This is a genomic window from Micromonospora coerulea (genome assembly GCF_016598485.1).
GTDB classification, from domain to species: domain Bacteria; phylum Actinomycetota; class Actinomycetes; order Mycobacteriales; family Micromonosporaceae; genus Micromonospora; species Micromonospora coerulea.
Genome location: NZ_JAEMUW010000006.1, coordinates 260,763 through 275,235, shown reverse-complemented (window position 1 = coordinate 275,235; position 14,473 = coordinate 260,763). Strand labels below are relative to the sequence as shown.

Here is a 14,473-nt window from a genome sequence, read left to right as displayed (position 1 = left end):
GTCCGTGCGACGCGCCGGCCGCCGGTCCCGACGGGCATCGGGGGCGCCGGGCCCGGTGGTCGCGCGTCGACAACACCTTGCGACGGGTCCGCCGATCCGCTTCGCTGTCGATCATGACGGAACGGGTCGCCCTGGTGACCGGCGTGAGCCGGCGGATCGGCATCGGGGCCGCGGTGGCCCGCGCGCTCCCGGCGGACGGGGCCAGCGCGGCCGGCTCGGCGGGCGCGCCCCACGGATGACCGGCCGGGTCAGTGGCCGTCCGGCACCGCCACCTCGGGCGCGGCGCGCGGGCGCGGCACCACCGGCTTCTCGGCCCGCCGGGCCAGCAGCGCCGCCGTCTCGTCCACCGGCAGCGCGACGGCAAGCAGCCACTCGGCCAGCCGCTCGTACCGGGCCACCTCGGCCTCGGTCACCAGCCGCAGGTCGGTGGTGAGCGTCTCCACCAGCACCGTCCGGGGATCGGCCGGGTCCGGGAACGCGTAGTGGGAGAATCCGGTCAACGGGTGGATCCCGCCGCGCGCCGCCGAGTCCCGCGGCACCACCCGGATGGTGATGTTCGGCCGGTCGGCGAGCGCCACCAGGTGCCGCAGCTGCTCCCGCCAGACCTCGATGGGCACACCGCCCGGATCACAGGCCCGCTCGTCGAGCAGGGCGGTGTACCGGGGCGGGTCCGCGCGGCGTAGCACCTCCTGCCGCGCCAGCCGGGCTCGCACGTCGGCCTCGACGTCCACCTCGCCGTCGAGGAGCGCGCCGGCGGTCACCCGCAGCCGCGCGTACGCCGGGGTCTGCAGCAGCCCCAGCACGACCACCGGCTGGTATTCGACGAGGCGGGCCACCCCCGCCTCCAGCTCGGCGTACGCCCGCTGCCGCTCCCCCATCTCGCCCAGCGCCTTCGACCAGCCCCGGCCGGTCGCCGCGTCCCGGGCGATGACGATCAGCACCTCCCGCTGGCCCGGCGGCACCGAATAGACGTCGAGCAGGTCGAGCACGTCGGCGAGATCCGGTCGGCTCTGGCCCAGCTCGATGCGGGACAACTTGGACGTGGACGCCCAGCCGAGCCGGTCGCAGACCTGCTCCAGGGTGAGCGACTCCCGGTGACGCAGCCGGCGCAGCTCGGCGCCGAGCCGCACCCGCCGGATGACAGGACTTGCTGACAACGGCATCCCAGCCTCCCACCGAGGGAGAGTACGCATGGCCGTCACTCAGGGCAATACCTCGCTCGCGCAGTGCGACCAGCTCCGATGAGCAGACCGTGCGATGCGGCCGTCGGCGATCGTCACCCCCGGCGTACCGGCGGTTCGACGGCCGGCTCGCGGTACCCGAGACAGCGGTCGACGTACGGGCGCGGCGGGGCCGCGGGCGGGCGGACGACCGCCTCGGCGAGCACGTCGGCCCGCCCGCTCCCCCGCCCCGTCACCGCACGCCGGCGGCGTCCATCCCGCGGAGCTCCTTCTTGAGGTCGGCGACCTCGTCCCGGATCCGGGCCGCCAGCTCGAACTGCAGCTCCCGTGCGGCGGCCAGCATCTGGTCGTTGAGCTCCTGGATGAGGTTGGCCAGGTCGGCCCGGGCCATCCCCTCCCGTGAGGGGGCGGCACCGGCCCGGCTACGGCTGCGGGTCTCCTTGACCGGCGCCTTGCCCCGGGAGAGCTGCCGCGCCGCGCCGCCGACCCGGCTGTCGGTGTCCTCGGCTTCGCGGTAGATGTCGTCGAGGATGTCGTGGATCTTCTTGCGCAGCGGCTCGGGGCTGATCCCGTGCGCCTCGTTGTGTGCGACCTGCTTGGCCCGGCGCCGGTTCGTCTCGTCGATCGCGGCCGCCATCGACGGGGTGATCTTGTCGGCGTACATGTGCACCTGGCCGCTGACGTTACGCGCGGCCCGGCCGATGGTCTGGATCAGCGACCGGCCGCTGCGCAGGAAGCCCTCCTTGTCCGCGTCCAGGATCGCGACCAGGGACACCTCGGGCAGGTCGAGCCCCTCGCGCAGCAGGTTGATGCCGACCAGCACGTCGTAGTCGCCCTTGCGCAGCTCGCGCAGCAGCTCGACCCGGCGCAGCGTGTCGACCTCGGAGTGCAGGTAACGCACCCGGATGCCGTTCTCCAGGAGATAGTCCGACAGGTCCTCGGCCATCTTCTTGGTCAGGGTGGTGACCAGCACCCGCTCGTCCCGCTCGGTGCGCAGCTTGATCTCGTGCATCAGGTCGTCGATCTGGCCCTTGGTGGGCTTCACGATGACCTCGGGGTCGATCAGGCCGGTCGGGCGGATCACCTGCTCGACGAACTCGCCCTGGGCCTGCTCCAGCTCCCACGGGCCGGGAGTGGCCGACAGGAAGACCATCTGGCCGACCCGCTCCAGGAACTCGTCGAAGCGCAGCGGCCGGTTGTCCGCCGCGCTCGGCAGGCGGAAGCCGTGGTCGATGAGCATCCGCTTGCGGGACGCGTCGCCCTCGTACATGCCGCCGATCTGCGGGATGGTCACGTGCGACTCGTCGACCACGGTGAGGAAGTCGTCCGGGAAGTAGTCGAGCAGGCAGTGCGGCGGGCTGCCGGGCAGCCGGCCGTCGATGTGCATGGAGTAGTTCTCGATGCCGGAGCAGAAGCCGACCTGGCGCATCATCTCGATGTCGTACGTGGTGCGCATCCGCAGCCGCTGCGCCTCCAGCAGCTTGCCCTGCCGCTCCAGCTCGGCCAGCCGCTCGCCCAGCTCTACCTCGATGTCGCGGACCGCCCGCTCCATCCGCTCCGGGCCGGCCGCGTAGTGGGTGGCCGGGAAGATCAGCAGGTGGTCGACCTCCCGGACCACGTCGCCGGTGAGCGGGTTGAGGTAGTAGAGCTTCTCCACCTCGTCGCCGAAGAACTCGATCCGCAGCGCCAGCTCCTCGTACGCCGGGATGATCTCCAGCGTGTCGCCGCGGACCCGGAAGGTGCCCCGCTGGAAGGCCATGTCGTTGCGGGTGTACTGGATGTCGACCAGCCGGCGCAGCAGCTTGTCCCGCTCGATCTCCTGACCGACCTGGACCCGGACGGCTCGCTCGAGGTACTCCTCCGGGGTGCCCAGGCCGTAGATCGCCGAGACCGTCGCCACCACGATCGTGTCGCGCCGGGTGAGCAGCGACATGGTCGCCTTGTGCCGCAGCCGCTCGACCTCCTCGTTGATCGAGGAGTCCTTTTCGATGTAGGTGTCGGTCTGCGGGATGTACGCCTCGGGCTGGTAGTAGTCGTAGTACGAGACGAAGTACTCCACCGCGTTGTGCGGGAGCAGCTCGCTGAACTCCTTGGCCAGCTGGGCGCAGAGGGTCTTGTTGGGCGCGAGCACCAGGGTCGGCCGTTGCAGCCGCTCGACCAGCCACGCCGTGGTGGCGCTCTTACCGGTGCCGGTCGCACCGAGCAGCACCGTGTTGCGGTCGCCGCGCCGAACGCGCCGCTCAAGATCGTCGATGGCCGCCGGCTGGTCACCGGCCGGCTGGAACTCGCTGACGACCTGGAAACGGCCGTCGAGCCGGGGAATGTCGAGCGCCATGACATCAACCGTACGCCGCGGGTCCGACAGTTCCCGGGCGACCGCGGAGGGTCCGTGATCGGCTTCGATATTCCATTGTGTGCCCCATCTCACGCGGCTACGCTTTCCCCGTAGGCCGCTCGCGGCGGCCGACCGGGCCGGCGGCCCCCCTCAGGGGACGGCCGCCCCCGGCACCGAGGGCCGCAGCACCCGGACATCACCGGCGTGCGCGCCCGACGTGGTCGCGCTGGAGGCGCTGACCGGCCGCCGCGAGCGCCCCTGCTCGTCACCCAGATCCCGCATTCGCGTTCTCCACTCGTGGAGACCTCTCCCGGGCGGCCACCCCGCCCCACCCCCGCGTCCCGGATCGATCAGCCCGTCACCGGTCGCGCCCGCCCGCACAGCCCTGAGCCCGCCGACCACGGACCGGAACCCGCCCTCGAGGCCGAGCCGGACGGCGCGGCTGACCCGCCGGAGCGGCACACCCGACGGCGCGGCATCCTGCTCGGGCTCGGGGTGGTCGCGGTGGCCTCCGCCGCGGCGCTGGTCGCCGGGCTGTTGAGCTGGTCACCCGAGCCGGTCGACCCGACCCGGCCGCTCTCCGCGGCGGAGGCGGAACGGCTCGCGGCGATGCGGGTCACCGCCTACCGGGACGTGCGCTCCGGGGTGCGGGTCAGCGTCGGCACCGGGGCGGCCCGCACCGAGCTGGTCGGCTGGGTGGACTGGGCCCGGCCGCTGGTCTACCTCGACGTCGGCGGTCCCGGCGCCGGCGCGGAGCGAGGGCTGATCCAGGCCGCCCCCGGCACACTGGTGGCCCGGCCGGACCCGGCCGCCGGGCCCACCTCCGCCCCGCCCCCGCTGGTACCCCCGACCGACCGTTGGCGGCTGCGCGAGCTCCCCGCCGGACACGACGTGGCGAGCGCGCTCGACCTGCTGCTGAGCCTGAGCGGGCAGCGACCCGACCCAACCGTCGTCGAGGCGCGCTGGCTGGGCAGGGAGACGGCGGCCGGCACGCCGGTGGACGTGCTGCGGGCACCCCTTCCCGCCGGCCCGGCCGCGGCCCCGCCCCGGCAGTTCCGCCTCTGGCTGGACCGGGACGCCCGGTTGCACCGGCTGGCGGGCCGGCTGTCGGACGACACGCCGGTCAGCGTGGAGCTGCAACGCAGCGACCGACCGACGTTGCGCCCGGTCGACGCCCTGGGCGGCCGCCCCGGTCTGCCGCGGGCGCTCACCGACGCGGAGGCCAACCGGTTGGCCCGCCTGCCCGCCCGGCTACGGGCCGCCGGTGGCGCCGCGCTGACCGGTACGGCCCCGCTCGGCCCGACCGCGAACCTGCGGGCCGCCGGCTGGCTGAGCTGGGCCGCTTCCGCCGCGTACCTTGCCGTCGGCGAGGTCGACACGCCCGGGCGCCGGACGCTGCTGCGCCACCAGAAGGGCCGGGTCGCCCGGGTGGAGGTCGCCGCCGCCGGCGGCGCCGTCGACCCACCGGCCCGGCCGCCGCTACCGCCGCCGGCCGGCATCTCCTGGCCGCCGGCCGCACCGGCGACCGACGACCTGGAGCGGCTGATCGACGCGGCGGTGCGGGCGGCCGGCGCGCCGGTCGCCGCCCGGTCGGCGGTACGGCTGCGCGGCGACCGACTGGCCGGCCACACCGTGGACGTGCTCGAGCTGCGGACCGGCCGCGCGCAGCTGCGCTACTGGATCGACCGGGCCGGGCTGCTGCGCCGGCTGGAACTGCGCACCCGGCACGGGGTGTGGGCCCAGCTCGACCTCGCCCCGGGACGGGTCCCGGCGCTGCCCACCGCAAACCGGCCCCCGGCCACCGGGGCGACGCCGCGCTGAGCCCTCCTGGCACGGGTGGGCGGCGGGTCCGCAGGCCGGGCCCCTGGTGAGTGAGCCGGCACGGGTGCGCGGCCGGTCAGGGCCGCACCGGCACGGGTGGGCGGCTGGTCAGGCTGTCACGGCTGCCAGCCGGTCCGCCCGGCCCACTCCTCGGCCCGGAGATGCTCCTCGTCGAACCAGGGGTGCTTCAGCGTGCCGTAGGTCGCGCTGTCCGGCGCGGCGCTCACCAGATCCCGCTTGAGCTGGAGGTAGGCGGCCCGCTGGTCCGGGTCGGCGCGCAGGTGGTCGCGCGTCAGCAGGGCGTACCGCCAACCGGGTGAGCCGGCCACCCGCAGGTGCAGGTGGACCGGGCGGCCCGGGTCGGCGCTGCCGTGCAACCGCTTCTCCCACCGGCCGCTGCCGGCCGGGCGGGGGTTGTCCCACCACTGGCCGGGCAGCCGGGGGAAGCCGGCGTCGGCGAGCCGCTCGGCGAGTGGCCCGTCCGCCTCCTCCAGCGATGCCACGCTGACTTGAATGTCGATGACGTCTTTCGCGGCGAGGCCCGGCACGGCGGTCGAGCCGACGTGGTCGATGCGCGGCTCGGCGGGGGTGAGCGCGTGCCGGATCCGGGCGGCCAGCCGGGCGTACTGCTGCGGCCAGGCCGGGTCGGGCTCGGCGAGCACCACCGGATCCGGCCGGACCGCGCGCCGTGCGCGCAGGTTCTCCTCGTAGGGGACCAGCCGGTCACACCAGAGCGCGTCCACCGCCGCGTGCAGCTCCGTCAGGTCGCCGTCGTTGCTCAGCACCACGTCGGCAGCCGCGCGCCGGCGGGCGTCGTCGGCCTGCGCGGCGATCCGCCGCTCGGCCTCCGCGCGGTCCATGCCACGGTTCCGCGTCAACCGCGCGAGCCGGGTGGCCAGGGCCGCCTGCACCACCACCACCAGGTGGTACGTCGGCGCGGCCCCCACCTCCACCAGCAGCGGTACGTCGTTGACCACGATCGCGTGCGGCGGCGCCGCGGCGACCAGCTCGGCGGTACGCGCCCGGACCCGGGGATGGGTGATCGCCTCCAGCCGCCGGCGGGCCGCCGCATCGCCGAAGACGATCGCCCCCAGTGCCGCCCGATCCAGCGCACCGTGGGCGTCGAGCACCCGCTCGGAGAAGGTGGCGACGATCTCGGCCAGCCCGGCGCTGCCCGGGGTGACCACCTCGCGGGCGACCTGGTCGGCGTCGATCACCACGGCGCCGAGTTCGGCCAGCCGGGCCGCCACCGCGCTCTTCCCGGAGCCGATCCCGCCGGTCAGTCCCACCATCAGCACCGCACCAGTCAACCCGATCATCGGGCGGCTGCCAAACCCGCCGCCCGCGATCCCCCGGCCAGGCGACCTGGCGCTGTCAACCCGCCCGAACAACCCACCCCGGGGGATGTGGCGCCGGACAGTGGGCGGCAAGTCCGCACCGGCGATGTGTGTGGGTGGATGGGGCCGGAAACGGCGAGGGCCCCGCCCCCGGCGAGCCGGTGGAACCGGATCGCGGGGGCGGGGCCTGTCGTCGTCAGCGGGTCACTTACCGCCGGCGAGCTTCTCCCGCAGAGCGGCGAGCGCCTCGTCGGTGGCCAGGGTGCCGGCCGGCTCCTCGGCCTGCCGGCTCGGGGCCGTGGTGGTCGTGGTGGTGGTGCCACCCGCCGGAACGGCCGGAGCCGGGTTGGCAGCGGCCTCGGCGTCGGCGGCCCGGGAGGTCTGCACCTGCTTGGTGTGGGCCTCCCAGCGCAGACGCGCCTCGGCGTACTGGCTCTCCCAGGTCTCGCGCTGCTTGTCGTACCCCTCGAGCCACTCGCCCGTCTCCGGGTCGAAGCCCTCCGGGTAGATGTAGTTGCCCTCGGCGTCGTACGTCGCGGCCATGCCGTAGAGGGTCGGGTCGAAGTGCTCCTCGCCCTCGACGAAGCCCTCGTTGGCCTGCTTGAGCGACAGCGAGATCCGGCGGCGCTCCAGGTCGATGTCGATGACCTTGACCATGACCTCGGAGCCGACCTGGACGACCTGCTCCGGGATCTCCACGTGGCGCTCGGCCAGCTCGGAGATGTGGACCAGGCCCTCGATGCCGTCGTCCACCCGGACGAAGGCGCCGAACGGCACCAGCTTGGTGACCTTACCCGGCACGATCTGCTGGATCGCGTGGGTGCGGGCGAACTGCCGCCACGGGTCCTCCTGGGTCGCCTTCAGCGACAGCGAGACCCGCTCGCGGTCCAGGTCGACGTCCAGGACCTCGACCTCGACCTCCTGGCCGACCTCGACGACCTCGGACGGGTGGTCGATGTGCTTCCAGGAGAGCTCGGAGACGTGCACCAGGCCGTCCACGCCGCCCAGGTCGACGAACGCGCCGAAGTTGACGATCGAGGAGACGACGCCCTTGCGGACCTGCCCCTTCTGGAGCTTGTTGAGGAACTCGGTGCGCACCTCGGACTGCGTCTGCTCGAGCCAGGCCCGGCGGGACAGGACCACGTTGTTGCGGTTCTTGTCCAGCTCGATGATCTTGGCCTCGAGCTCGCGGCCGACGTACGGCTGCAGGTCGCGCACCCGCCGCATCTCGACCAGGGAGGCGGGCAGGAAGCCGCGCAGCCCGATGTCCAGGATGAGACCGCCCTTGACGACCTCGATGACCGAGCCGCGGACGACACCGTCCTCGTCCTTGATCTTCTCGATCGTGCCCCAGGCCCGCTCGTACTGCGCCCGCTTCTTGGAGAGGATCAGACGACCCTCCTTGTCCTCCTTCTGGAGGACCAGGGCCTCGATGTGGTCACCGACCGAGACGACCTCGGCGGGGTCCACGTCGTGCTTGATCGACAACTCCCGAGAGGGGATGACACCCTCGGTCTTGTAGCCGATGTCGAGAAGGACCTCGTCCCGATCGACCTTGACGACGGTGCCTTCGACAATGTCGCCGTCGTTGAAGTACTTGATGGTCTCGTCGATCGCGGCGAGGAAAGCCTCCTCGGAACCGAGATCGTCGTGGGTGACCCGGGTGGCGCTCGAGGGGGCCTCGATGCTGCTCGTCATGTGGGCGGTTGCTCCGGTCGGATGGGTTGTCACAGCAGGCGTGGTGTCGCGGTGACCTTTTCGCGCCAGCGGATCCGTCGCCGGGCACACCGAACGATCGCCAAGAGAAGATCATTAGTGGCTCCGGTGACCGCGCACCTGCTCCCTGCCGAGGCACACGATCCGCGAGCGCATCGTCTAGCCTACCCGCTGCATTACCACAGCGTGCAAGCCCTCCCGTCTCCTCGCGACCTCGTCAGCTGCGAAAGCGGAGATTTCGAACGGTAAGGCGCCATCGCCTGTCTCGTCAGTCACACAAGCACCATCCGTCCCACCCGTTCGGCGCGGCCGACCGAACGGCGACGGGGCACGGGGCCTAGTGCGGTGTCCACTAACGTTCACCGGGTTTGCGGTGGGTGTTGTGGATCCTCGCCCATTGGGCGAGCGACTCCCCACCGGGTGGTGGGGCGGGCCTGCGCGGGCCAACTGATCCTCGCGCCGCCCGGGGTGGGCGGCGGGGGTCACGTCGGGACCGGCCGGCACCGGGAAGGTGCCGGCCGGCTCGACGGTGCTCGACCACCTGCGGCAGCACAACGGCTGTCGGGGTGGTGGATCCGCCGCCCGGAACACGGGTGGCGATGCTGGCGGCCGCGACGAGATCGCGGTGGCCGGAGAATGCGCAGTGCGGGCAGGACAAGGTCCGCCCACGAGGCTTCGGCACCCGCCTTTCACAGGCAGGGCAGGTGGACGACGTGCCCCGCTCATCGACCAGGCGGACGGGGATGCCGGCGAGGGTGGCCTTGTCGGTGAGGACTTGGAGGAGCCGGCCGATCTGCCACTGCCGCAGCCGCAGGTTGTGCCGCCGACCCGCAGGAATCTCCAACACCCCGCGGGGGTCGCCGACGTGCAGCACACCGACCCGCTGCCGCACCGCCCACGACACGACGCTGCGGGCGGCCTCGTGCTGGGCCTGGCGAACCCGCCGCCGGTGCCGGCCCTCCACCAGCCGCGCCCGACGCCGGTATTGCCGCCACCGCCGGGACCCCTTCTGTCCAGGCCTGGGGGCCCGGCGGGCCACGGCGCGGCGGCGGGCCTTGGTGTCGGCCAGGTGCATGCGATGCTCGGCGCGGATCGCCCGCCCCGACACCAACAACCCCTCGCCGTCGGGGCCGGCCACCGCGTAGGGGTGGATGATCCCGAGATCCACCCCGGCCACCCTGGCCGGGTCCGGTTCGTCGCCGGGCGGGTAGACCGCCACCGGCACCTCGGCGGTCACGTCCAGGAACAGCCGGCCACCCTCACACAGCAGCGTGACCGAGCGGACCTGCTCGACCGGATACGGCACGTCGCGCGCCAGGCGCACCCACAACGGCGCAGTGCCTTTCGCGGTGGGGATCCGCACCCGGCGGCCGTCGAGGGTGAACGTGCCGTGATACCAGCGCACCGGCACCAACCCCCGCCGCCGACGCGGGAACCGGGCCGACAGGTCACCCGCGCTGCGGCGTTTCGCCGCCGCGAACCACGCATCGGAGAACCGGCGCAACACCGACCGCGCACCCGTCGAGTCCAATTCCCCGAACGTGCCCGGCCCCGACGCGGACAGCTCGCGGCACAACTCCTGATAGCCGGACAGCGGCGCGTCCCGCCGCCGGCACCGCCACCCGTTGACCTCCAACACACACGCCCACACATCACCGGCCGAGCGCAGCAGCCCGAAACAACGCCGCCGCTGACCCGGCGTCACCCGCACAGCGACACGCGCGGTGCGATGCACGACCCGCGGCAAGGCGGGATCCCGACGGCGAGGCACGAACCGAAGCCAACACCACCCCTACGACAACTCCCCAACCACCGGCCAACCCGTTCAACGTTTGTGGTCAGAGCACTAGCGTGAGCGGGTGGATGACGACAGGGTGACCCGACGCCGGGTCGGCGACGCCGAGGTTCGCCGGGCCAACCGGGGCTGGTGGGACACCGACGCGGACGACTACCAGGCCGAGCACGGCGCGTTCCTCGGCGACGTGGACTTCGTCTGGTGCCCCGAGGGGCTGCGCGAGGCCGACGCCCGGCTCCTCGGCGACCTGGCCGGCCGCCGGATCCTGGAGCTGGGCAGCGGCGCCGCGGCCGCCGCCCGCTGGCTGGCCACCCAGGGCGCCCGGCCGGTCGCCCTGGACCTCTCCGCCGGCATGCTGCGGCACGCCGCGGTCGCCGCCGCCACCACCGGCGTACGCGTCCCGCTGGTGCAGGCCGACGCCCTCGCCCTGCCCTTCGCCGACGCGGCGTTCGACACCGCCTGCACGGCGTTCGGCGCGATCCCCTTCGTCGACGACTCGGCGGCGGTGATGCGGGAGGTCTTCCGGGTGCTGTGCCCCGGCGGTCGCTGGGTCTTCTCGGTGACCCACCCGATGCGCTGGATCTTCCTCGACGACCCGGGCGAGGGCGGGCTGACCGCGGTCCACTCGTACTTCGACCGCTCGCCGTACGTCGAGCAGGACGCACACGGGAGGGCCACGTACGTCGAACAGCACCGCACCCTCGGCGACCGGATCCGGGAGATCGTCGGCGCCGGGTTCCGCTTCCTCGACCTGGTGGAGCCGGAGTGGCCCGAGGGGCACGACGGGATCTGGGGGCAGTGGAGCCCACTGCGGGGCAGGCTCTTCCCCGGCACCGCCATCTTCGTCGCCGAGAAACCCGCCCGCTAGCCGTCCAGCGACCGTTTTCGGCCCTGCCCGTCGGGTATCCGAGGGGCATGGCCGAGCAGGAGTTCCACCCGGGCGACCACGTCTCCTGGGCCAGCCACAGCGGCCGGGCGCACGGCGTGGTCAAGGAAAAGCTCATCGATCGGACACACGTCCGCGGCCACGCCGTGAACGCGTCGCCGGAGGAGCCGCAGTACCGGATCCGCAACGACGACTCGGGCCGGGACGTCGCACACCGACCGGAGGCGCTGCGCCGTGAGCCGAAGTGACGAGGGCCGCGACACCTACCGGGAGTTCACCGAGGCGGTGAACATGAAACCCGGCGAACTGCAGAAGTGGCTGGAGTCCGACGAGTCCAAGCACGTCGGCTGGCGGAAGAAGGGCACCAAGGGCGGAGAGTCGGTCGGCCACGAGTCCGGTCGCAAGATCATCGAGCTGCTGCGGCGCAAGCGCGACCAACTCTCCGAGGGCGACTACAAGCACATGCGCAAGGTCGTCGGGTACGTGCGGCGGCACATGGCGCAGCGACCGAGCGGCGACGTCCGCGCGACCCGGTGGCGGTACTCCCTGATGAACTGGGGTCACGACCCCCTCAAGGGTCCGCTTCCGCCGCCGGGCGGCCCGTCCCGGCGGGCCCTCGAGAGGCACGGCACGCCACCGAAGGAGCGCCGCGGTCCGGGACGGTAGCCCCGCGAATCAGTGGTCGGCGCTGTTCCAGTCGCGGCCCTCGCCGACGGAGACCTCCAGCGGCACCGACAGCGGGTACGCCTCGCCCATCTCCTTGCGCACCAGGGCCTCCAGGGTCTCCCGCTCGCCTGGGGCGACCTCGAGGATCAGCTCGTCGTGCACCTGGAGCAGGATCCGGGAGTGCAGCCCGGCGTCGCGCAGCGCGCTGTCCACGTGCAGCATGGCGACCTTCATGATGTCGGCCGCGGAGCCCTGGATGGGGGCGTTGAGCGCCATCCGCTCGGCGATCTCCCGGCGCTGCCGGTTGTCGCTGACCAGGTCGGGCAGGTAGCGGCGCCGGCCGAGGATGGTGGAGGTGTAGCCGTCCTGCCGAGCCCGGGCGACCACCTCGTGCAGGTAGTCCCGGACCCCGCCGAAGCCGGCGAAGTAGTTCTCCATCAGCCCGCGCGCCTCCTCGGCGGTGATGCCGAGCTGCTGGGACAGGCCGAAGGCGCTGAGCCCGTACGCCAGGCCGTAGTTCATCGCCTTGATCTTGCGCCGCTGGTCGGGGGTGACCGCGCCGACCTCGACCGCGAACACCGAGGAGGCGGTGGCGGCGTGGAAGTCGTGGCCGGAGTTGAACGCCTCGATCAGCGCGTCGTCCGACGACAGGTGCGCCATGATGCGCATCTCGATCTGGCTGTAGTCGGCGGTGAGCAGGCACTCGTAGCCCTCCCCCACCACGAAGGCGCGGCGGATCCGCCGGCCTTCCTCGGTGCGGATCGGGATGTTCTGCAGGTTGGGCTCGGTGGAGGAGAGCCGGCCGGTGGCCGCCACCGTCTGGTTGAAGGTGGTGTGGATCCGGCCGTCGTCGGAGACCGACTTGAGCAGCCCGTCGACGGTCGACTTGAGCTTGGCCACGTCCCGGTGGCGCAGCAGGTGCTCCAGCACCGGGTGCGGCTGCTGCGCGTAGAGCCACTGGAGGGCGTCGGCGTCCGTGGTGTAGCCGGTCTTGATCTTCTTGGTCTTCGGCAGGCCCAGCTCGGTGAAGAGGATCTCCTGGAGCTGCTTGGGCGAGCCCAGGTTGAACTCCCGCCCGACCGCGGCGTACGCCCCCTGCGCGGCGGCCTTCACCTCGGCGGCGAAGTGCGCCTCCAGCTCCGACAGGTAGTGGGTGTCGGCGGCGATGCCGGTGCGCTCCATGGCGGCGAGCACCCGCATCAGCGGCAGCTCCACCCCGGCCATCAGCCGCAGCGACTGCTCGCCGTCGCGGGACAGCTCGGCGTCGATCGCGTCGGCCAGGTCGAGCGTGGCCCGCGCCTGGAGCATGAGGTTCTGTTCGGCCTCGCCGTCGTTGCCCAGCCCCTCCAGGGTGAGCTGGCCGGTCTCCGGGGCGTCGACCCGCAGCTCCCGGTGCAGGTAGCGCAGCGCCAGGTCGGTCAGGTCGTAGGAGCGCTGGTCGGGGCGGGCCAGGTAGGCGGCGATCTGAGTGTCCCGGGCGATGCCCTCCAGTTGCCAACCGTGCGCGGCGAAGGCGAGCACCGCCGGCTTGCTGTCGTGCAGCACCTTGGGCCGCTTGCCGTCGGCCAGCCAGCTCGCCAGGGCCGACTCGTCCGCCGGGTCGAGGGTGGCCGGGTCGAACCAGGCCGCCGCGCCGCCGGTGGTGGCCAGGGCCATCCCGGTCACCGTGGCGGTGTGCCGCCGGTTCGGGCCGGTGTCGAGCTTGACCGCCAGGCCGACCGGGGTGCCGGCCGGGGCGTGGATGGCCAGCCAGCTGGCGAGCGCGCCGGGCTGGGTCAGCTGCTCGCCGGTCAGGTCGAAGCCGGCCTCGGCCTCCGGCTCGACCGACTCGAGGTACTGGTAGAGGCGGTCGCGCAGGATGCGGAACTGGAGGGTGTCGAAGACCTGGTGCACGGCCTCCCGGTCCCAGCCCTGCCAGCGGGCGTCCTCGGGGCGGACCGGCAGCTCCAGGTCGGAGACCAGGCAGTTGATCTCGTAGTTGCGGATCACGTCGGCGAGCCGCTCGCGCAGGCTGTCGCCGGCCTTGCCTTTGATCTCGTCGGCCCGGGCGATGACGCCCTCCACCCCGCCGTACGTGTTGATCCACTTGGCGGCGGTCTTCGGGCCGACGCCCGGGATGCCGGGCAGGTTGTCGCTGGTCTCGCCGACCAGGGCGGCCAGGTCGCGGTAGCGCTGCGGGCCCACGCCGTACTTCGCCTCGACCGCGGCCGGGTCCATCCGGGCCAGGTCGGAGACGCCCTTGCGCGGGTAGAGCACCGTGACGCTGTCGCCGACGAGCTGGAACGCGTCCCGGTCGCCGGTGGTGATCAGCACCTGCATGCCCTGGTCGCGGGCCTGGCAGGCGAGGGTGGCGATGACGTCGTCGGCCTCGTAGCCCTGCTTCTCCACCACCGGGATGCGCAGCGCGGCGAGGACCTCCTTGACCAGGCTGACCTGGCCCTTGAAGTCGGTCGGGGTCTCGCTGCGGCCGGCCTTGTACTCGGCGTACCGGTCGGTGCGGAAGGAGTGCCGGGAGACGTCGAACGCGACGACGATGTGGCTGGGCTGCTCGTCGCGAAGCACGTTGATCAGCATGGAGGTGAAGCCGTAGACCGCGTTGGTCGGCTGCCCGGTCGTGGTGGAGAAGTTCTCCACCGGCAGGGCGAAGAAGGCCCGGTATGCCAGGGAGTGTCCGTCGACGAGGAGCAGGCGCGGCGTCGTAGCTGTCACGGCAGCGACTCTAGTCCGTACGCCCGA

At 72.8% G+C, this 14,473-nt stretch carries 12 protein-coding genes; 5 read left to right on the top strand and 7 right to left on the bottom strand.

Translation table 11 applies throughout. The features are described from left to right. Positions 1-113: 113 nt before the first annotated feature. Entirely contained in the window at positions 114-239 is a 126-nt protein-coding gene (locus tag I8N68_RS33590; protein ID WP_267909559.1) for a hypothetical protein, read from the top strand. Between the two features lie 9 nt (positions 240-248). On the opposite strand, the gene I8N68_RS11180 is transcribed toward I8N68_RS33590, so the two are convergent. The 3 genes from I8N68_RS11180 to I8N68_RS33585 all read right to left on the bottom strand — a co-directional run bounded on the left by I8N68_RS11180 (position 249) and on the right by I8N68_RS33585 (position 3,798). Further along, on the bottom strand, positions 249-1,163 hold the full coding sequence (locus I8N68_RS11180; RefSeq protein ID WP_200209820.1) for a helix-turn-helix domain-containing protein: 915 nt from the start codon (positions 1,161-1,163) through the stop codon (positions 249-251). A 250-nt stretch (positions 1,164-1,413) separates the two neighbouring features. Next, positions 1,414-3,516: an excinuclease ABC subunit UvrB gene (uvrB, locus tag I8N68_RS11175; RefSeq protein ID WP_200209819.1), complete on the bottom strand. Its 2,103-nt coding sequence runs from the start codon at positions 3,514-3,516 to the stop codon at positions 1,414-1,416. Between the two features lie 150 nt (positions 3,517-3,666). Next, positions 3,667-3,798 carry a hypothetical protein gene (locus I8N68_RS33585; protein ID WP_267909558.1) on the bottom strand — a complete coding sequence of 44 codons (132 nt, stop codon included), beginning with the start codon at positions 3,796-3,798 and terminating at the stop codon, positions 3,667-3,669. A 15-nt stretch (positions 3,799-3,813) separates the two neighbouring features. Here I8N68_RS33585 and I8N68_RS11170 point away from each other — a divergent pair, with 15 nt between their 5' ends. Continuing rightward, positions 3,814-5,337, top strand: coding sequence for a hypothetical protein (locus I8N68_RS11170; RefSeq protein ID WP_200209818.1), 1,524 nt, complete (start codon positions 3,814-3,816; stop codon positions 5,335-5,337). A gap of 116 nt (positions 5,338-5,453) precedes the next feature. Here the strand turns inward: I8N68_RS11170 and coaE are convergent, their stop codons facing one another. The 3 genes from coaE to I8N68_RS11155 form a co-directional block, all read right to left on the bottom strand. Next, positions 5,454-6,635: a dephospho-CoA kinase gene (gene coaE / locus I8N68_RS11165; protein WP_200209869.1), complete on the bottom strand. Its 1,182-nt coding sequence runs from the start codon at positions 6,633-6,635 to the stop codon at positions 5,454-5,456. Between the two features lie 243 nt (positions 6,636-6,878). Continuing rightward, positions 6,879-8,372 carry a 30S ribosomal protein S1 gene (gene rpsA, locus I8N68_RS11160; protein WP_200209817.1) on the bottom strand — a complete coding sequence of 498 codons (1,494 nt, stop codon included), beginning with the start codon at positions 8,370-8,372 and terminating at the stop codon, positions 6,879-6,881. Positions 8,373-8,742: 370 nt separating this feature from the next. Continuing rightward, entirely contained in the window at positions 8,743-10,095 is a 1,353-nt protein-coding gene (locus I8N68_RS11155; RefSeq protein WP_307812768.1) for an RNA-guided endonuclease InsQ/TnpB family protein, read from the bottom strand. 154 nt (positions 10,096-10,249) lie between these two features. On the opposite strand from I8N68_RS11155, the gene I8N68_RS11150 reads away from it, so the two are divergent. From I8N68_RS11150 to I8N68_RS11140, 3 genes are read left to right on the top strand one after another with little or no spacing between them, the layout of a single operon-like run. Beyond that, on the top strand, positions 10,250-11,053 hold the full coding sequence (locus tag I8N68_RS11150; protein WP_200209815.1) for a class I SAM-dependent methyltransferase: 804 nt from the start codon (positions 10,250-10,252) through the stop codon (positions 11,051-11,053). Between the two features lie 47 nt (positions 11,054-11,100). Then, a complete protein-coding gene (locus I8N68_RS11145) occupies positions 11,101-11,319 on the top strand; it encodes a hypervirulence associated TUDOR domain-containing protein (RefSeq protein ID WP_200209814.1) in 219 nt (72 codons plus the stop codon). Beyond that, positions 11,306-11,737: a DUF3140 domain-containing protein gene (locus tag I8N68_RS11140; protein ID WP_200209813.1), complete on the top strand. Its 432-nt coding sequence runs from the start codon at positions 11,306-11,308 to the stop codon at positions 11,735-11,737. Before I8N68_RS11145 ends, I8N68_RS11140 begins: the two co-directional genes overlap by 14 nt. A gap of 9 nt (positions 11,738-11,746) precedes the next feature. Here I8N68_RS11140 and polA read toward each other — a convergent pair whose 3' ends face one another. Continuing rightward, positions 11,747-14,446 carry a DNA polymerase I gene (polA, locus tag I8N68_RS11135; RefSeq protein ID WP_200209812.1) on the bottom strand — a complete coding sequence of 900 codons (2,700 nt, stop codon included), beginning with the start codon at positions 14,444-14,446 and terminating at the stop codon, positions 11,747-11,749. Positions 14,447-14,473 lie beyond the last annotated feature (27 nt).

Coding starts and splice junctions, on each gene's coding strand:
- I8N68_RS33585 (WP_267909558.1), bottom strand. CDS start 3,798: ATGCGGGATCTGGGTGACGAGCAGGGGCGCTCGCGGCGGCCGGTCAGC.
- uvrB (WP_200209819.1), bottom strand. CDS start 3,516: ATGGCGCTCGACATTCCCCGGCTCGACGGCCGTTTCCAGGTCGTCAGC.
- I8N68_RS11145 (WP_200209814.1), top strand. CDS start 11,101: ATGGCCGAGCAGGAGTTCCACCCGGGCGACCACGTCTCCTGGGCCAGC.
- I8N68_RS11180 (WP_200209820.1), bottom strand. CDS start 1,163: ATGCCGTTGTCAGCAAGTCCTGTCATCCGGCGGGTGCGGCTCGGCGCC.
- rpsA (WP_200209817.1), bottom strand. CDS start 8,372: ATGACGAGCAGCATCGAGGCCCCCTCGAGCGCCACCCGGGTCACCCAC.
- I8N68_RS33590 (WP_267909559.1), top strand. CDS start 114: ATGACGGAACGGGTCGCCCTGGTGACCGGCGTGAGCCGGCGGATCGGC.